Below are 17,807 nucleotides of genomic sequence, written 5' to 3' on the forward strand. Positions count from 1 at the left end.
TAAACATTATTATACATATATAAAATATTTTAGACTATGTCTATAGAAGTACTCGTTCCTCTTTCAATTTCCGGAATATGGTATCCTGTAGAAAGAGATAACCCTTTAGAGTCAGGCTCAATAGGACTTACCTTAACATTAGAACCGTATGTTATAGCTGAGATAAAGAAGGGAAATGGAATATTTCTTAATGATGTAGAGATTAATTTCCCAAATTATAACATACTTAGGCAAAAATTAGGAGAGTATAGGTTAGATGTTTACTCTAGGGTTCCCTTAGGCTATGGATATGGATTAAGTGGTGCTATAAGTTTAGCTTACGCATTAGGAGCTAGCCAAATTGCCTCGATAAATGAAGAGGAGGCAGTTAACGTCGCTCATTTAAGCGAGGTTTTAACTAGTAATGGATTAGGCGATGTTGTTTCTCAGTATCACGGCGGGGGGCTAGTGTATAGGAAAAAGCCGGGTGGTATCGGATACGGAGAAATAGAAGTTTTGGAAATAGACTGGGCATCTTTTCCAATTTTTACACACATTATTCAGCAAATGTCTACAAAGAATATAATCAGAAAGTCTGATATAGCGTTATCTCTCATAGCTGATTTCTTAACTAACCCTTCTCCACCTAAGTTTATAGAAGTAGCGTCAAGGTTTACTAAAGATTTAGGACTTGTCTCAAATTATCCTTACTCATATAGGAAAAAGGGGATAATTGTTAAAATCTTTGAACCGGAAAATGGTGTGTGGATAAGACACAAAATAGCAAATCGTGGAGCATACGTGACTTAATACCACAAAATCATCCAAGGAGAGAATCGTTATTAATTAGAGAGAAGTTAGTTGATGCACTAGAGAATAACATAATAGTTCCACAAGGGTTAATTGCGCATGGAAGAGGAGAATGTTTTGATTATTTAATCGGAGAAAAAACTCAACCGTTTGCTGAAAAAGCTATTGAAGCTGCTGTAGCAATGATATTATTAGCTAAAGTACCTGTCATTTCCGTCAATGGAAATATGGCTGCTTTAGTTTCTGAGGATATAGTGAAGCTAGCTGAGGAGACAAATGCTAGAATAGAAGTCAACTTGTTTTATAGAAATCAAGACAGAGAGAAGGCTATAGCTGAAGTGCTATATAAGGCTAATGCTAAAAAGGTACTAGGTGTAGGAGAAGATGCCTCAATGACAATTCCAGAGTTATTTAGCCAAAGAAGAAGAGTTAGTCCACAAGGAATATACATAGCTGATGTAGTATTATTAGGTCTGGAGGACGGAGATAGAACTCAAGCATTAGTCAACATGGGGAAAAAGGTTATTGCAATAGACTTAAATCCTTTATCAAGAACGTCGCTTTCTGCTACTATAACAATTGTTGATAACATAACAAGGGCTTTGCCTAAGTTAGTTCAAAAAGCTAAAGAACTTAAGAAACTAAGGGAAGAAGAATTAATGAAGATTGTGTCCCAGTATAATAATAAGGAGATTTTGAGAGAAGCAATGAAGTTTATGGCTGATAGGTTAAATCAGCTTTCCCTCTCTTTATAATTTTCTTTTCCAGGAAATCTTGAATTTTTTACATCCTCTATGTATTGTTTTACTGCACTCTCTATCACTTGCCTAAGGTTCACGTAAACTTTAGCGAAATATGGAGTGAAGTCGGAAAGTCCTAAAAGGTCATGAATCACTAATATTTGCCCATCACAATATGGTCCAGCTCCTATGCATATTGTAGGAATTGAAAGTTTTTCAGTTATTCTTTTTGCGATATCCCCGTATGTGTTTTCTATAACTAGGGAGAATATACCTGCACTTTCTAGCTCTAACGCGTCCTTTAATAATTGCTCTTCCTCTTGTTTACTCTTACCTATAGTTCTAAATCCTCCCAATTTTAGAAATCTCTGTGGTGTTAAGCCTATGTGTCCCATAACTGGTATTCCTGCTCTCACTAACGCCTTTACCACATCCTTAACCTCTTCCCCACCCTCTATCTTCACTGCTTCTCCACCAGCTCTTATTAACATACCAGCATTTCTAACAGCTTCCTTCTCGTCTATTTCGTAGCTTAAAAAAGGCATATCAACTACTATTAACTGGTTGGGTTTGGCTCTTGCTACAGCCTCAACATGAAGTATCATATCTTCCATTTTTACGTGAATGGTAGAGGGATATCCTAAAACTACCATTCCAAGTGAGTCTCCAACTAATATTCCATCCAATTCTGTGTTAGAAATTATTTTCGCTGTTGGATAATCGTAAGCTGTTAGCATTGTAATCTTCTCTTTCGACTTCTTCTTTATGAAATCCCTTACCGTGATCTTTTTCATTACTAATCCTCATACTCACTCTCCTAGCTAAGCTTATAATTTTTCTTAAATTCTCTGCTATCTCATAAGTTTCTTCCATCTGTGAAGCACGGTTGTAAAGCTCTACTATTTTAGGAAGCAAATCAAAGGCTAAGTTAGAAAAAATCCTTTTATCGATATCATTTAGCTTAGGTTTTTTTAGATAGAACATTAACTTTTTTTCAATCTCCTTCACACTTAAACTATTGTACTGGATTATAATCAAGGAAATCTCAGGTTCTTCTTCTTCAATATTTTCCTCAAATACTACTTGCTTAGTTTGCTCTATATCTATAAATTTCCACCAATGCTGATTACTTGATTTATATGTAGTTTGTATTATTCCATAGTCCTTTTCTAATGCTCTAAGTACCATTCTTGGATCATAATTTATATTTAACTCATTGAATTTCTCTATTAATTGTTTGTAACTGAAATCACCTAATTCTTTATTTTCGTTTTCTTCAGAAATCTCAATAGCCACCTTAATGACGTATTTAGCCTTATCCCCATATTTTAGAACAGCCTCTAGAGTTCTATCTCTAACAGTCCCTAGCATTCTAATAACTTTCGATAGCATATAATAAGTTCTTTAGCTAAATTAGATTAGGTATGACGATTAACAACGTTATAGTGAGTGTTACCGACTTGAGGAAAATGATTGGGAGAAGGGAGATCCTCAAAGGTTTAACGTTTTCAATAGAAAATGGAGAAGTATTCGGCATAGTTGGTCCAAATGGTGCCGGGAAAACTACTACTTTAAGAATATTGGCTGGAGTTATAAAGGATTACAATGGAAACGTTAATATATTGGGATTATCTCCAAGTAGGGCTAAACAACTTGGATATATATCTTATATGCCAGAGGATGCTTTTCCTTACGAAAAATTGACTGGCTATGAGAATCTAGAGTTTTATGCTGAACTATATTCTAAGGGTAATAGAGAACTGAAAGAGGAGTTCATAAAATTAGGAATTCAGATCGCTGGGCTAGGTAATAGGATATACGACAAGACTAGCGAATATAGTAGAGGAATGAAAAGGAGATTGATAATAGCCAGAACCTTAATGGTTAATCCTAAGATTGCAATTCTTGATGAACCAACTTCAGCCTTAGATGTTGAGTCAGCTGTTAGGATAAGAAATATAATAGTGGATATGGCTAAAAAGCATAATATGACGATAATTCTATCATCACATAATATGTTAGAGGTAGAATTTCTTTGTGATAGAATATTATTGATGAATGATGGAAGAGAATTAGCATTAGGAAAACCTAAGGAACTGGTAAAGGATACAGAATCTAAGAATCTTGAAGAGGTTTTCCTTAAACTTGTCTTTGGTGATAAAAGATGATAAGGATAATATTGAGGAAAGAACTACTAGATATTAAAAGGGACAGAAAATTACTGCTTGGCTCAATAATTCTACCACTCATATTACTTCCACTAATTGGAGTAATCCTTTACGCTTCTGTTGCAGCTTCTCCACCGGTTGTAGAGATAGTCAACTATAATGAATCCAACTTACCTTTCATCCAGAATGTAACAAATTATTTAAAGCAAGAAGGAATTATCGTGCTCTACAATTCCTCTAATGTAACACCTGATGCGATACTCGTATTTCCAGCCAATTTCAGTTATAATGTTTCTCATATAAATAGGCAAGGTACACTGCAACTAAGCATTATAGTGTCTTCTAATCAGCAAGCAATAAACGATATATATAATGCCTTATCTGAGTTAGATAATCACTTAATCCTTCAAAGAGTAACTACTTTAATAAATCGCTCCCATATTGCAAACCTATCTCCAATAGAAGTTCTCAATCCTATTTTAGTAGCCCAGACTACCATTACTGTAACCCATAAGGTAGTTCCTCAATCACAAGCTAATTTGGGAGAGATCGTAAGAATAGTTGCCTTAGTTCTCTTCCCCAGTTCAACCCCTGTAATATTCTACGTAACTGATGGAATAGTTGGAGAAAAAGAGAGGAGAACGTTAGAGTCATTATTGGCATCTCCGATTTCAATTAGATCGTTTATATTTTCTAAGGTAATAATGTCAATCATCTTAGGTATTCTTTCGTCTTTAGGGGACATAGTAGGAATAATAATCTTCTCATCTTTACTATCATTCGCTTTTAGTACACCTATAACAGTGAGTTTACCTTTCTTATTAGTAATAGTAGGAATTTATTTATTAACGGTTCTACTTACTGCTTCACTAAGCGTAATATTGTTAGTCGGATTAGGTGGATCGATGCGTAATGTTCAACTGATAAACTTTCTTGTGTTAGGATTCGGGCTGATAGCCTCATTTTCAGCTCTGTTTGTTAACGTTGCAAATGTGGGTTTTCCATTTAGTCTAGTATTAATCATACCCTATGAACAATTGAGTTTATCATTACTATATTACATCGCAGGCCTACCATTTATCTCAATAGCTATAATGTTAGCCACTTTAATAGTTTCAATATTAATACTCTTAATCTCTTCAAAACTGTTTAATTCTGAAAGGCTTTTACTAAAGTAACTTTTAAATATTACATTATAACTATATACTTCATGGCTGAAGTTGTTAGAGCGTATGTTCTCGTATCCACTACGGTAGGTAAAGAAATAGAAGTAACAGAGTCAGCTAAGAAAGTTCAAGGGGTAGTGAGAGCAGATCCAGTTTATGGTGAATATGATGTTGTAATAGAGATAGAAGCTAAAACTTCTGACGAGTTAAAGAAGATAGTATATGAAATAAGAAGAAATCCAAATATAATACGTACTGTAACTCTAATTGTAATGTAATTTTATTTTTCCCTCTTCTCTATATTCATGTATTTTAGCTTCATCAAAAATACACGTCACCTCAGTTAATCTGGTTTTCCCCAGCTATTTATATAACAAGAATTTTAGGTATAAGTAAGAATAAGATTAAAAAGTAGCAATCGTCAAATGCTGATCACGAGAACATATTTAAATGCCCTAATACATTTATAATATTAGGCCTGCGTGATAAATATCCCCGTGTCCCGGGGTAATATGAGCGCAGGTGGGTCCCCAATTCTTAATTAAAATGATGTAGTAGGGACGTGCTGAAACTAATGTAGAAATAGGTATTATAACTGATTAATGATTATCATTTACTAATTCTACTTCTTCATTATCCTCTTCTTTCTCCTCTTCTAGAATCTCTAATCTTTTTAATACTTCAAGCAAAATGGAGTCCAGCTGGGCTACCTTAGCTTCTAAAAACGCTATACTTTCCTCATATTTAGAACTCTCTGTGTTATCTTCTTCTTTTTCTTGATCCTTAAATCCCTCTTCTAATCCTTTCTTTATATATAATTTTACTAGATCTGTCATCTGTATTCCCAACTCGTCAGCCTTCTGCTTCAATTCATCATACATCCACTCCGGCAAAGATAAATGTATTGTAGGCATTCTGTACTCTCCTCTAAATATTAATATGCAAAGAGAAGTATATTAATCTTCATTTTCTATTATATACTCCTCTTTATATCAGAAGACTGGAATACCGCTCCAGAGAATACTTAAACCTTAGTAATGACAAGATATAATTTGAGTGGAAATGAGAGTTGTAACATTTAAAGTGGAAGAAGATTTGTTAGAATTGTTGGATAGATATGCTATAAAATATGGTTTAAATAGAAGTGAAGCAATAAGGAAAGCTGTCGAAAAAATGGTTAAAGAGGAACTTAGCAAGGAAACGGTGCCGGTGGCAAGAGTAGAAAAGATCAGGTTTTAAATACATAAACTATCTTTTGTTCATCAGCAATGTCTATCTCATTGTTTTTAAAGTCAATCTGCTTTATTTGATAGCCTTGTATATTTAATAGAAAATTATCTGGAGGATCAAGAGGCATATAATGTCCCTTTACCCAAAAGTGGATTGGTATTATAATTTTAGGCGTAGTTTTGTGAATTATCTCTAAAGCCTCTTTATAATCTATGGTTATAACTCCACCGATAGGTATTAATAGAACATCTGGAGCTGAAATCTCATCATAAATCTTCTCATCTGGAAGATGCCCTATATCCCCCAGATGTACAACTTTCTTATCTCCTCTCTTTATAACGTAAACCGTATTTTCGCCTCTCAATTTTCCGTTATATTTGTCGTGAAAAGTTTTTAAACCCTTAACAACATAATCCTCGTATTTAAACTCTCCATAATAATTTATTTTTAAATCCTTATATTGGAATAATTGGTATGCGTTGTGATCGTAGTGATCATGAGTTATAAGAATTAGATTAGCATCTTTCACGTCAGGCTTTGGTAATCCTATACTTCCCCCATCGTGTGGATCTACTAAAATTTTATCATCTATTAAAACGCATGAGTGCCCAAAAAACTTTATTCGCATGAGCTTTAACTTATTCATTTAGTAATTTAAGTGCGATGTTTTTTGCATCATCCACAGTTACCTTATGCCCCGTTTCTGCCAATTCTTTAATCTTTGTTAATACAACCTTTAATTTATCATCTGATAGTTTAATCCCTTGTTCTTCTAATAATTTCTTCAAACCATGTATACCACTATGCTTTCCTAAAGCTATTCTTCTAAAATTACCTACTTCTTCTGGAGAGATCGGTTCATAAGTGAAAGGATTCTCTATTACTCCATGTACATGTATTCCCGATTCATGACCAAATGCATTTTCCCCAACTATAGCTTTGAAGTAAGGTACTGGAACACCCGTTAATTCTGATACTAATCTACTAACCTCATATAGTTTCCATGTTTTAACGTTTACATCATAATTTAATAGTTTCTTAATCCCCATGACTACCTCTTCCAATGAGGCATTCCCTGCTCTCTCCCCAATCCCGTTTACTGTTACGTGGACTTGCCTAGCTCCTCCATAAACTCCAGCCAAGGAATTAGCAGTAGCTAATCCGAAATCATTATGGCAATGTACACTTACTATTATTCTTTCTCCTACAAAATTTACTATTTTCTTAATTAGTTCATAATATTTGAATGGATGCATAACTCCTACAGTGTCTGGAATGTTAATCCTATCTGCACCTGCATCTATTGCCGTTCTTATAGCAGTAAATAGGAAATCTTCATCTGTCCTTGTTGCATCTTCTGGACTGAACTCAACTATCATTCCATGATCTTTCGCATACCTAACACTTTCATATATTCTGTTTAATACTTCTTCTTTGGTCATCTTTAACTTATACTTCATGTGCAATTCAGAAGTTGCAATAAACAAATGTATACTAGAAATACCTGTACTTATTGTTTTATCTATATCATTTTTATTAGACCTGGATAATCCTATAACCTCTACCTGATCTCCTACTTCCTCTAATATTCTCTTGGTTGCAGTAAACTCTCCCTCTGAAGATGCGGGAAAACCAGCCTCTATAACATCTACCCCTAAATCAGCTAATTTTTGTGCTATCTTGACTTTTTGATCAACGGTTAAATCAATTCCCGGAGCTTGCTCACCATCTCTTAATGTAGTGTCAAATATTCTTATCTTTTTAGCTCCAGAGAATACTCATACCTCGTTTGCACCGATTAAAAATCACGTTTTAAGCTATTTAAAACTTACTATATTTCATAGTTTAAAACTTTTTCAATTATCATCCTTGCTACTTCTAACTTTTTCCTTTTAATCATCGAAGCAGGTACGTCTTCACTAAAACCTGGTTTAGAATATCTTCCTATTACCCCAGATGTAAAATCCATCGCATACAGTTTAATTTCCTTAGCATCCATATATCTAGCTAAAACTACTGCTCTATCCCCATCAGTAAATCCACCATATAATTTCATTTTACCAAAGGGTTGAACTTGGGCTGTGGGTATAACTCGCCTCATCTCTTTGACTTTATGCAATAGGTTAATGTTATCGCCATGAGCTAAGACCACGTAAATTGTGTTTTTAGGAAATACCGTAATTCCATCAAGATCTGTTACCACTACATCTGGATATATTCCCTTTTGAACTAAGTAGTTCGTTGCTCCATCTGCCGAAATAATAACTTCCTCTTTCACTTTATCTACATTAATTAACTGTGGTCCAGCTCCTATTACTGCTACACTCCTTCCCTTTATTAAGTCTCTTAGCTCATCCTCATTATAAGGTTCAATAATTGAGTTTAATATCGAAGCTGATAAATAATCATCTCTCTCCTTTATCCCTAACTGACTTCTTATCATATTATAGAAATTTAACCATCTAAATTTATCCCAAAGTAAATTATTTCACCCTCTATCTTTTTAATTCGTATATTGTATCTACCTTTTATATCATTAAAATACGGATTATTAGATGATATTTTGAACGTAACCTTTTCCTTATCAGCTAAAAACCCTATAGCCTCTATAGGATCGCTAGAACAAGTAAATGAGTCCAAATCAACTATGGTATTCGTCATATATTTTTTCCACCTCTTCAAACACTTTATTAATTTCCTCCAATAATATCTCAGCTTCTTTGTTCCTTACAACAACTGAAGGTGATTTTAATGGTGACTCATTTAAATAGATTAACGACATTAACTTTACTTCCAGATCCCTTAATTTACTCTCCATATCTGAATTCCCGCCAAGTGAGATAGCGTTCCAGAAGGTATCTAAAGCATACTTTCCATTAAGGGTTAATAATACCTTGGACAGATTTTCAACAGTATCTAAAACTCTTATTAATGTGTAATACAAGTCACCATCATCAAATGCTATTTTAGCTTCCTTTAATGTTCTTCTTGCCCTTATTAAGAACTCTGCTGCTAATAAACTTTCATCCATTTTCCTCAACCTCTCTATCAAATAGTACGTAACCGTTCTTCATCACGTAATCTACTAAAGGAATCTCATACTCTAATTCTTTAGGGGATAAAACAATTCCAAGAATTTTTGGTAAAGAACCATATTTGGATTTGAATTGATCTATTGTTTTGCTTTTAAGAAGTTTATTATAGAAAAATAGGAAAATTTCTCCTCTCGAGAAAATAGATATTTTAGAAACTTTATCTAAAACTAACAAATAGATGACCTCTTCATTCTCTCGCTTATCTGAAAAAGATTTACCTCCTACTACTATTTTTTTCACATAGTTTCCATACCACTCAATTATTGATGATGAAAGTTCTTCAATTGCGTTTAATATTAACTTCATGCTTAATAGTTAGTTGGTTGATATAAAAATCTATGAAAGAAATAGCAGAAAGTTATCTTACAGAGAGAATTAGCGTAAAATTGCCTATTCTTGACATTCCAGTTCCGTGTAATACTACTTGCATTATGACGAGTAAGTATAAGGATTTATTATCTATAGAAAATTTCAAGGCTCAAGTAGAAGTGCTAGACAGCTTAATAGATCTCATTCAAGACAGAATATATACGTTAAGGTATGACTTAGGAGAAATTTTCTCGCGATATGCTAATAACATTAACATTGACAATTTGACTTACGCTGTGTATAAAATAATAGAGGAAGGAGGAAATACAGTAATCGGAGACAAGATCTACTTCGGGGAAAAGGAGATCGCTCAAGGTGATTTTCACATTCTCTATAATATAAACAAAATAATTGAAGAGATAGCAAAAAAGGATGCTAATATCAAGTCGTTATGCGATGAGATAAAATATTTAAGCGAGGCTACTTGGGAACACTTTGACAAGAATATAAGGAGGTCTTTGAATGAGGGTTAGGGTAGGAATAGAAGGAATTACTATAGATTCAGCCCATTACACCTTGTCATCATATCAAGATAGTCAAATTCATGGACATACATACTTAGTTAGCGTTGAGGTAGAGGGTGAGGTAAACGAAAAATCAGGATTTGTGATAGATTTTAACTTGCTCAAAAAGATCATTAAAGAAATCGTGAAAGAGTGGGATCATAAGTTAATCATCCCTGAGCCTGATCTGGAAAAATCGAGATTTGAAGGTCCCTTCAGAATGGAGTATAAAGTGATCAACGCTCCCTTCCCTACAGTCGAGTACATAGGTATGGAGATTGCCAAAATAATCTATGAAAAATTGGATAGAAAATATAAGATCATGGTAAAGATCTATGAGGGAAAAGATTCCTATGCGGTTATAGAGTATCCATGATAAAACGTAATCCGACATTATCAATCCATTTACATTCTTGACTTATTTTGTTTTTCCTATAACATAAGATCTCTTCATCAGAAAATTTGAAGCACCACTCCTCACCTTTCTCCATTTTTTCAAAGAGATTGTTTAAGTTAGGTATAAAGTGCCCATTACTTTTACAAATATAGCCATAAGTCTCATATCTTTTCATAATCACGTTTTCATTGAAGATGAATATTCCCCCTAAAATTGCAGGATAGCAAAACTTTTTCTCATGATCCTTACAAGCCTCATCAATACTGTAAGTCTCTTTCAATTTAATGAGTAAGTCCTTCTCCTTTTCACTAGAATTTCTGAAAGAGACTATAGGCGGAATCACAGAAAATACGAAGGTATAGCTTTCAGCTATCTTCTCTATTCTTGACGGAATCGCTATTATCATCATTAACTATCTTTTTAAATAACGGTTTATCTTGAATATAATTTTTATCTAGCTGATAAGCTATCTCAGCCTTAGCTAATTCATATCCAATATATAATGCATGCTCCTTGCTAACCTCATTTATTCTTCTTAGGAGAGCTCTTCCTAGACTTAAAGCGTCCTTTCCCTTTATTGTTACTCTTTCCTTTCCGTACCACTCTATACCAATTCCATCATCGGCTATGAATACCTTAGCGTAACCTTGATCCATAATTGGATCTATTTTATCTTTTATCTGAATATCTGCTTTCTTATTCTCCTTTTTAATCTTATTTTTGTCCTTCAGTATTAATAAGTCAATTCCTAAATCCTTAGGAACCCTGTTTTCTTTCAATGCAATACTAACCATTTTAGACGCTTGCTTAACTTCCCAACTGCTCCACCTGGTTTTACCCTTATCCATAATTAGTAGATTGGAAATTCCTATCTCCCCAGCTATCGTTGTGAGTAATGCGTTAATTCCTACGCTATCAGCGTCTAATAACTCAGTGACATTAAGTATACCCATTAAAATCGGAACATCAGACAATTTTTCCCTTACATAAGCGTAATCAAACATACTTTTCACCATTCCCTTAAGTGGAGGAGATAAGATAGGATCTGCTATAAGTTTCTTGAAGCCTCTCCTTCTAGCTTCACTTATTAGTTTAACCGTAATTTCACCTTTATTTTCAGTTGAAAAGGGTGCTACTACGAAAGCAGAATCCTTAATTTCCTCTAATTTGTCGATATTTAACTCGTTTAAGTTAAATACAACTGATGCCCCACTTTTCACACCTTCAATTAACGCTTTAGGAGAATCCGCATCTATTCCAACTACGTAACCACTGTCCACTAATATTCTAATTTTTTTCCTTAGCTCTTCAATATCGTTATGTCCCACAGGAAATCCTAAAACTATAATATCTACTAACCTTCTTACTTTCTCTAGATAACTAAAGTCCCAATTATGATCAAACTCTAAGAATATTCTAAAAGGAGGAGGTGTTATAGGGATTTTTATGTCACCTATTTCAAAAGCTATTTTAGCATCTTCTTCAATTTCTTTCAATTTTTCCTCAACATTAGATACCTTACCTATTATTTTGTCAGCAGGTTCAATAGTAGATAGTTCTATTCCACTCTTCAATGCCTCAATAACTTTAGGAATATCCCAAGCTTCCTCTGTTCCTTTGAATGCTTTAATCCCTGTCTCTTTCTCGATAATTTTTGCATCTCCATATACTAACCCAGGTACCAAAATATAGTCAATTTTTTTATCACTACTAACATCTTTTTTCAGTTTTTCAGCAATATACTTAGTACTCATCAGTGCAGCAACGGGATAATCAAGAACTTTAACCTCAACTTGTATGTCTCTAATATTTTTTATTACATCATAGACAATTGGGGCAGCCAAAGTTCCAGTTACCAGTAATACTCTCACATGATATAATAGATGTTAAACTATTTAACTTCAAGTTTTTATTTATCGTTGAACAAAACTCTTAAAATTAAATCATGTGTAATAAATCATATGAGTCTTTTACCAAAAACAGCAAGTATAAAGCCTGGAGAAAAATTTGATACGATAATAGTTGGGTTAGGTCCCGCTTCATATGGTGCCGCACTCTATGCTGCTAGATATATGATGAAGACTTTAGTTATAGGCGAAACACCAGGAGGTCAACTTACTGAGGCAGGTATAGTTGACGATTATTTAGGTTTAATAGAAATTCAAGCTAGCGATATGATTAAAATATTTAATAAGCATGTTGAAAAATATAACGTCCCAATAATTTTGGATATTGTTGAGAAAATTGAGAAAAACAATGATGAGTTTATTGTGAAGACAAAAAGGAAAGGGGAATTTAAGGCAGATACTGTAATACTGACAATAGGTGTTAAGAGGAGGAAACTAAATGTTCCTGGGGAACAGGAATTCGTTGGTAAAGGTATTTCTTATTGCTCTATATGCGATGCTCCACTATTTAAGAATAGAGTTGTAGCTGTAGTAGGAGGAGGAGACTCAGCCTTAGAAGGAGCTGAAATATTATCAAGTTACTCCACAAAAGTTTACCTTATACATAGAAGAGACTCCTTTAAAGCCCAGCCAATTTATGTTGAAACTGTAAAGAAAAAGCCTAACGTTGAGTTCGTTTTAAACTCAGCAGTTAAGGAAATTAAAGGAGATAAGATAGTTAGACAGATTGTAGTGGAGAATCTGAAGACTGGAGAGATTAAGGAATTGAATGTGAACGGTGTCTTCATAGAAATAGGTTTTGATCCACCGACAGATTTTGCTAGGAATAACGGAATTGAAGTTGATAGTAATGGGTATATTAAGGTTGATGAGTGGATGAGAACAAATGTACCGGGTGTCTATGCTGCAGGTGATTGTACCAACATGTGGCTAGGGTTTAGACAGATTATAACAGCTGTAGCTCAAGGTGGTGTAGCAGCAACTTCCGCATATAGATATTTAACGGAAAAGAAGGGTAAAAAATGAGTGAATTAAGACAAACTCTCGATGATATAGCTCTTAAAGTATCTAAATACATTAAGGAAGTAAGAGATGAGGGAAATGCTACTAAGATTATTGGGTATCATTCTGGGGATACAACGAGGTTAATAGATAAGAGGTCTGAGGAATACTTATTTGAATTACTAAAGGATACTGGTTACAAATTTAAGTTTGTCTCAGAGGAATCTGGAGTTTCTGGGTATATGGATAATTATGATTATCTTGCCGTTATAGATCCTCTTGATGGTAGTACTAATTTTGTGTTAGATATTCCTTGGTTTTCTGTATCTGTTGCAATATATGATAGAAAGTCTAAGACGATATTAGATTCCATAGCAGGATTTGTAATTAACGTTCCATACAATAAGGTCTACAGTTACGATATTAGAAATGCTTATGTTAATGGTTACCCCTACAATGATAAGCCAAATGATCTATCTTTACCGAAAATTGTTATAACGTATTTTGAAAAAGATAAAGTGGAGAAATCAATTCAAATTTTGAGCAAAATTAACGGATATAAGATAAGAAGTTTAGGTAGTGCTTCACTTGACATGTTGCTGGTATGTACTAAAATGGCTTACTTATTCTTTGATTTAAGGGGAAGGTTAAGAAATGTAGACATTTCAGCATCGATAAACTTTTGTAAACGTCTAAATACAATAGCTACAACATTAGACGGAAAAGAAATTGGTGTTGGAATAGATAACGTATATAATATAGACGAAATTATTCTATCTTGGGATCATGATGTGTTGAAGAGGATTTACTCTTCTTTTTCTTAACTGAAGGTTGTATTTTTTCCAAGGCATACGTAAGATCTTCTTTAGTTAGACTCCTATCCTTAATACCCTTTAACATGTCCTTTAGTACTTTCATTTTCGCCTCCCTAGCGATCGCCGCTAAGTCAGCTCCAGAATATCCCTCAGTTTTCTCCGCTATTATACTGCAATCAACTTTTTCACACTCATCCATACCTATATACTTCTTAAGGATATCTAATCTCTCATCTTTATTTGGTAAAGGCATGTGTAATATTTTGTCAAACCTCCCAGGTCTCAAAATTGCTGGATCAATAGCCTTTAACTTATTAGTTGTACCTATTACTATTACTTCCTTTAAACTTCTTATTCCATCCATTTCAGTTAACAATTGATTTACTATTTTTGATGCTTCTGAAGAACTCTTGTAATTTCTTTTTGATGCTATTGCATCCAATTCATCTAAAAGTATAATTGACGGCTTATTTTCTCTAGCCCTATTAAACACTTCCTTTATAGCGGCAATTGCTCCCTCGTATCCCTTGTACATTATCTCAGCTCCGCTTAATGATATTAATTTTACCTTGAGTGTTTTTGCTAAAGCCTTTGCCATCATCGTTTTACCTACTCCAGGTGGACCATAGAGTAGAATCCCTCTGATAGGAGGAATCTTTAATTTTTCCAAAAGTTTATAGTGAAATAATTGCAATTCAAGCAGTTCTTTTAACTCAGTTTTTATTTGCTCATATCCTCCAATATCATCTAAAGATATCTTCTCCTCAAAGTATTCGTTCTCCTCTTCTCCTTTTCTAACTCTCCTCTCAAAGTCTAATCTAAATTTCTCATAATCTTCTATCATTTGCAAGGTTATACTAGGTTTGTATTTCTTTATTAGTTCAATGAAATCATCCATAGTGATTTTCCTATCCGCTCCCTTTTCTAAAACTTCAGCTGCTACTTTTCTCGCAGCTTCTTGGCATAGGTTAGCTAGGTCTGCTCCGCTATATCTCTCAGTTATATCAGCCAATCTATCAAAATCAACATCATCAGCTAATGGTTTTCCCTTACAATGTATTTGTAAAATCTGTTTTCTAGCTTGTTTATCTGGTGCTCCAACGTAAATTAGTTTGTCAAATCTCCCTGCCCTTAATAAAGCTTTATCTAGCATTTGGGGTACGTTAGTAGAACCAACTATAATTACTCCATCATCACTATGTAGACCATCTATTTCTGATAACATCAAGGATAATAATCTTGGTGTAACAGAATCTCCTGTGTGAGATTCCCTTTTTACGCCTATGGTATCTATCTCATCAAAGAACAGTATACAAGGAGAGTTCTTTCTGGCATTATTAAATAACTCCCTCAGTCTAGCCTCACTTTCCCCGTACCATTTGCTCATTATATCACTTATATTGACGTAAATAAAGTTCAATTTTGTCTCGTTGGCTAAAGCCTTCATCATTAAAGTTTTTCCACATCCAGGAGGACCAAAGAGTAATATTCCCTTTGGTGGTCTTAATCCATATCTTAATGCAACATCCTTATTTTTAAGAGGAAGCTCTATGTATTCCCTTATTTCTTTCTTTACGTCTTCATAACCTCCAATATCATCCCAAGTTATTCTCTTATCTTCAGTTTCGGGCTTCTTTTTCTGAGTTTTATTTTGTAATTGTAACGCTTTATCAGAATAAGCGAACTTTGCAGTAGATTTTCCGAAAATCTTCATAAGTATTACTATTAATACGGACAAGCTGATAAATATGATTATAAGATTTACTGTGTATTCATTCAAGGCTCAATCCGATAATAATATCCGTTTTTATGATTATAAGCTTATTTCAAAAACTTTTATCAAGAAAATGATTCGATTATTCTCTATTAAATTAGGACTTTTTCTTTAAATCTTCTAGAATTTTAATGTATGCATTATACCCTGGTGCACCAGTAACACCTCCACCTGGATGAGTTCCGGATCCACATAAATATAATCCTTCTATCGGTGTAGTATAGTCAGAGTATCCTATTAGGGGTCTAAAGAAATATAACTGGTCAGGGGTCATGTCCAAGTGAAAAATGTTTCCTCCAGTAATTCCGAACCTGCTCTCTATATCCAATGGAGTTAACATTTCGTACTTAATTGGTTTAAAATTAGGTGCATATTCTCTTATGAGCTCTAGAGTTCTCGTAGCAATTTCATCCTTCATTTCATAATTTCTCTTTCTGTCATATACTACATATTGCCCAAAAATTGAGAACGAGAATTTACCTTGAGGTGCCACAGTAGGATCTACTGATGATTGAATGTTAATTGAAAGCCATGGTTCTTTCGAATAACCAAAAATTCTCGCATCATCATAGGCTTTCTCGATATAATTTATACTCGGCATAATTAGTTCTGAAGCTATATGTTCCGGAGAAAGACTTTTTCCGTTCCCGAAATCCGGTAACTCCTCTAAGTATCCTACTATCTTAAATGAAACACCTGTAGTCTTCAGAGCCTTAACCTTCTTTACAAACCCCTCATCAAGTTCTGCATTTCTTAACAAATGTAGAAATGTCTTCTTAGGGTCTGCGTTAGAAACAACTATCTTTGCCTTAACCTCTTTACCGTTCTTTAGTTTTATCCCCTCTACCTTGTTGTTTTTCACTAGAATCTCGTCCACCTCAGCATTAGTATATATTTCAGCTCCAAAGTATTCAGCTGATCTCTTAAGTGCTTGAGTAACCCCACCCATACCTCCTTCCACATATCCCCATGCTCCCTTAACCCCATTAACTTCTCCAATTACGTGATGTGCTAACACGTAAGCTGTGCCGGGCATAGAAGGTGAGGCAAAGGTACCTACTACGGCATCCTCCACTAAAGCTGACTTTATCTCTTCAGACTCAAAATATTCATCCAACATTGAGTTAGCGTCTTGAACAAAAGTTCTAAGGAACATTAAAACCTCTTCTTCATTTACATTACCCTTTAACAGTTTAATTAAGTTCTCAGCCTCATCTAATCTAGGAGGAGGGTTTAACATAAAGAAATCAGCTAAAGAAGCAAAGTTATCCCAAAATTTAACCCATCTCTCATAACTCTTAGCGTCGTTCTTTGAAAATTTTTCAATTTCTTTTTTGGTCCTTTCTAGACTAGACCAAATATACAACTTCTTGCCGTTGGGGAAAGGTAAGAATAACCCAGGATCTTTCAAATACACTTTTAAACCAAATTCTTTTAATTTTAGATCCTCTATGATCTTGGGTCTTAGTAAGCTTAGTACGTAAGCACCAGTTGAAACTTTAATTCCCGGCCATAATTCTTCAGTAACACTAGCCCCTCCAACTATTTCCCTTCTTTCGAATACAGCTACTTTTAAGCCAGCCTTAGCTAGATATGCAGCGGTGACTAATCCGTTATGTCCTCCTCCTACTATTGCTACGTCAATCATTTTGACCGCCTTTGTAAGAACCAAATGAGAAATCCAATTGCAACACCTAAACCACCTAAGCCTATTGATATATAGGTAAACGTTTCTATCGTGGATTGGATGGGAGGTATTGTATTTGCAACCTTAGTTGTTGCAGTGCTTGCTGCGAGTATAATGAGTGACATTAACATAAACTTAAAAAGTGAGCAATATAACTCTATTGCA

At 34.3% G+C, this 17,807-nt stretch carries 24 protein-coding genes; 10 read left to right on the forward strand and 14 right to left on the reverse strand.

The genetic code is table 11. The features are described 5' to 3' along the window. Positions 1 to 42: 42 nt before the first annotated feature. Both BFU36_RS10665 and BFU36_RS10670 read left to right on the forward strand, forming a co-directional pair. Positions 43 to 789, forward strand: coding sequence for a pantoate kinase (locus tag BFU36_RS10665; protein WP_069284724.1), 747 nt, complete (start codon positions 43 to 45; stop codon positions 787 to 789). Then, positions 744 to 1,544 carry a 4-phosphopantoate--beta-alanine ligase gene (locus tag BFU36_RS10670; RefSeq protein WP_069284011.1) on the forward strand — a complete coding sequence of 267 codons (801 nt, stop codon included), beginning with the start codon at positions 744 to 746 and terminating at the stop codon, positions 1,542 to 1,544. Before BFU36_RS10665 ends, BFU36_RS10670 begins: the two co-directional genes overlap by 46 nt. Here BFU36_RS10670 and panB read toward each other — a convergent pair. Then, complete coding sequence (panB, locus tag BFU36_RS10675) at positions 1,523 to 2,323, reverse strand: 3-methyl-2-oxobutanoate hydroxymethyltransferase (protein ID WP_069284012.1); 801 nt, start codon at positions 2,321 to 2,323, stop codon at positions 1,523 to 1,525. The two genes, BFU36_RS10670 and panB, sit on opposite strands and share 22 nt — an antisense overlap. After that, a complete protein-coding gene (locus BFU36_RS10680; protein ID WP_069284723.1) occupies positions 2,223 to 2,900 on the reverse strand; it encodes a hypothetical protein in 678 nt (225 codons plus the stop codon). The genes panB and BFU36_RS10680 overlap by 101 nt, the downstream gene beginning before the upstream one ends. Before the next feature lie 53 nt (positions 2,901 to 2,953). Between BFU36_RS10680 and BFU36_RS10685 the strand changes: the two genes are divergently transcribed. Genes BFU36_RS10685 through BFU36_RS10695 form a run of 3 tightly spaced genes read left to right on the forward strand, consistent with a single transcriptional unit; the run spans position 2,954 to position 5,141 of the window. Beyond that, complete coding sequence (locus BFU36_RS10685; RefSeq protein WP_069284013.1) at positions 2,954 to 3,697, forward strand: ABC transporter ATP-binding protein; 744 nt, start codon at positions 2,954 to 2,956, stop codon at positions 3,695 to 3,697. Further along, positions 3,694 to 4,875: an ABC transporter permease gene (locus BFU36_RS10690; protein ID WP_069284014.1), complete on the forward strand. Its 1,182-nt coding sequence runs from the start codon at positions 3,694 to 3,696 to the stop codon at positions 4,873 to 4,875. The genes BFU36_RS10685 and BFU36_RS10690 overlap by 4 nt, the downstream gene beginning before the upstream one ends. A 32-nt stretch (positions 4,876 to 4,907) precedes the next feature. Then, complete coding sequence (locus BFU36_RS10695) at positions 4,908 to 5,141, forward strand: Lrp/AsnC ligand binding domain-containing protein (RefSeq protein WP_069284015.1); 234 nt, start codon at positions 4,908 to 4,910, stop codon at positions 5,139 to 5,141. Positions 5,142 to 5,462: 321 nt separating this feature from the next. Here the strand turns inward: BFU36_RS10695 and BFU36_RS10700 are convergent, their stop codons facing one another. After that, positions 5,463 to 5,777: a hypothetical protein gene (locus BFU36_RS10700; RefSeq protein WP_069284016.1), complete on the reverse strand. Its 315-nt coding sequence runs from the start codon at positions 5,775 to 5,777 to the stop codon at positions 5,463 to 5,465. Between the two features lie 148 nt (positions 5,778 to 5,925). Between BFU36_RS10700 and BFU36_RS10705 the strand changes: the two genes are divergently transcribed. Beyond that, complete coding sequence (locus BFU36_RS10705) at positions 5,926 to 6,102, forward strand: ribbon-helix-helix protein, CopG family (RefSeq protein WP_069284017.1); 177 nt, start codon at positions 5,926 to 5,928, stop codon at positions 6,100 to 6,102. Here BFU36_RS10705 and BFU36_RS10710 read toward each other — a convergent pair. The 6 genes from BFU36_RS10710 to BFU36_RS10735 form a co-directional block, all read right to left on the reverse strand. Beyond that, on the reverse strand, positions 6,092 to 6,721 hold the full coding sequence (locus tag BFU36_RS10710) for an MBL fold metallo-hydrolase (protein ID WP_069284725.1): 630 nt from the start codon (positions 6,719 to 6,721) through the stop codon (positions 6,092 to 6,094). The genes BFU36_RS10705 and BFU36_RS10710 overlap by 11 nt on opposite strands. Positions 6,722 to 6,731: 10 nt before the next feature. Further along, positions 6,732 to 7,850 carry an isopropylmalate synthase gene (locus BFU36_RS10715; protein ID WP_069284018.1) on the reverse strand — a complete coding sequence of 373 codons (1,119 nt, stop codon included), beginning with the start codon at positions 7,848 to 7,850 and terminating at the stop codon, positions 6,732 to 6,734. A gap of 74 nt (positions 7,851 to 7,924) precedes the next feature. After that, positions 7,925 to 8,536, reverse strand: coding sequence for a 6-hydroxymethylpterin diphosphokinase MptE-like protein (locus tag BFU36_RS10720; RefSeq protein WP_069284019.1), 612 nt, complete (start codon positions 8,534 to 8,536; stop codon positions 7,925 to 7,927). An 11-nt stretch (positions 8,537 to 8,547) separates the two neighbouring features. Beyond that, positions 8,548 to 8,754: a hypothetical protein gene (locus BFU36_RS10725; RefSeq protein ID WP_069284020.1), complete on the reverse strand. Its 207-nt coding sequence runs from the start codon at positions 8,752 to 8,754 to the stop codon at positions 8,548 to 8,550. Continuing rightward, the gene (locus BFU36_RS10730; protein WP_069284021.1) at positions 8,735 to 9,124 is read right to left on the reverse strand and encodes a hypothetical protein; all 390 of its coding nucleotides are present in this window, start codon (positions 9,122 to 9,124) and stop codon (positions 8,735 to 8,737) included. The genes BFU36_RS10725 and BFU36_RS10730 overlap by 20 nt, the downstream gene beginning before the upstream one ends. Then, positions 9,117 to 9,494: a hypothetical protein gene (locus tag BFU36_RS10735; RefSeq protein WP_069284022.1), complete on the reverse strand. Its 378-nt coding sequence runs from the start codon at positions 9,492 to 9,494 to the stop codon at positions 9,117 to 9,119. Before BFU36_RS10735 ends, BFU36_RS10730 begins: the two co-directional genes overlap by 8 nt. Before the next feature lie 32 nt (positions 9,495 to 9,526). Between BFU36_RS10735 and BFU36_RS10740 the strand changes: the two genes are divergently transcribed. Beyond that, positions 9,527 to 10,030, forward strand: a complete 504-nt coding sequence (locus BFU36_RS10740; RefSeq protein WP_069284023.1) for a hypothetical protein — start codon at positions 9,527 to 9,529, stop codon at positions 10,028 to 10,030. Further along, the gene (locus BFU36_RS10745) at positions 10,020 to 10,436 is read left to right on the forward strand and encodes a 6-pyruvoyl tetrahydropterin synthase family protein (protein ID WP_069284024.1); all 417 of its coding nucleotides are present in this window, start codon (positions 10,020 to 10,022) and stop codon (positions 10,434 to 10,436) included. The genes BFU36_RS10740 and BFU36_RS10745 overlap by 11 nt, the downstream gene beginning before the upstream one ends. Here BFU36_RS10745 and BFU36_RS10750 read toward each other — a convergent pair. Then, positions 10,420 to 10,863 carry a hypothetical protein gene (locus BFU36_RS10750; RefSeq protein WP_069284727.1) on the reverse strand — a complete coding sequence of 148 codons (444 nt, stop codon included), beginning with the start codon at positions 10,861 to 10,863 and terminating at the stop codon, positions 10,420 to 10,422. The genes BFU36_RS10745 and BFU36_RS10750 overlap by 17 nt on opposite strands. Continuing rightward, complete coding sequence (locus BFU36_RS10755) at positions 10,823 to 12,328, reverse strand: dihydropteroate synthase-like protein (RefSeq protein WP_069284025.1); 1,506 nt, start codon at positions 12,326 to 12,328, stop codon at positions 10,823 to 10,825. Before BFU36_RS10755 ends, BFU36_RS10750 begins: the two co-directional genes overlap by 41 nt. Before the next feature lie 90 nt (positions 12,329 to 12,418). On the opposite strand from BFU36_RS10755, the gene trxB reads away from it, so the two are divergent. Both trxB and BFU36_RS10765 read left to right on the forward strand, forming a co-directional pair. After that, positions 12,419 to 13,390 (forward strand): thioredoxin-disulfide reductase, encoded by a 972-nt coding sequence (gene trxB / locus BFU36_RS10760; protein WP_069284026.1) that lies wholly within the window; start codon positions 12,419 to 12,421, stop codon positions 13,388 to 13,390. Continuing rightward, the gene (locus BFU36_RS10765) at positions 13,387 to 14,190 is read left to right on the forward strand and encodes an inositol monophosphatase family protein (protein ID WP_069284027.1); all 804 of its coding nucleotides are present in this window, start codon (positions 13,387 to 13,389) and stop codon (positions 14,188 to 14,190) included. The genes trxB and BFU36_RS10765 overlap by 4 nt, the downstream gene beginning before the upstream one ends. On the opposite strand, the gene BFU36_RS10770 is transcribed toward BFU36_RS10765, so the two are convergent. From BFU36_RS10770 to BFU36_RS14100, 3 genes are all read right to left on the reverse strand, one after another. Then, positions 14,135 to 15,895, reverse strand: coding sequence for an AAA family ATPase (locus tag BFU36_RS10770; protein WP_409349224.1), 1,761 nt, complete (start codon positions 15,893 to 15,895; stop codon positions 14,135 to 14,137). The two genes, BFU36_RS10765 and BFU36_RS10770, sit on opposite strands and share 56 nt — an antisense overlap. A 157-nt stretch (positions 15,896 to 16,052) precedes the next feature. After that, positions 16,053 to 17,603 carry an NAD(P)/FAD-dependent oxidoreductase gene (locus BFU36_RS10775; protein ID WP_069284029.1) on the reverse strand — a complete coding sequence of 517 codons (1,551 nt, stop codon included), beginning with the start codon at positions 17,601 to 17,603 and terminating at the stop codon, positions 16,053 to 16,055. Next, positions 17,600 to 17,767: a hypothetical protein gene (locus BFU36_RS14100; protein ID WP_185957826.1), complete on the reverse strand. Its 168-nt coding sequence runs from the start codon at positions 17,765 to 17,767 to the stop codon at positions 17,600 to 17,602. The genes BFU36_RS10775 and BFU36_RS14100 overlap by 4 nt, the downstream gene beginning before the upstream one ends. Positions 17,768 to 17,807: the final 40 nt, after the last annotated feature.

It is taken from the genome of Sulfolobus sp. A20 (assembly GCF_001719125.1).
GTDB lineage: Archaea > Thermoproteota > Thermoprotei_A > Sulfolobales > Sulfolobaceae > Saccharolobus.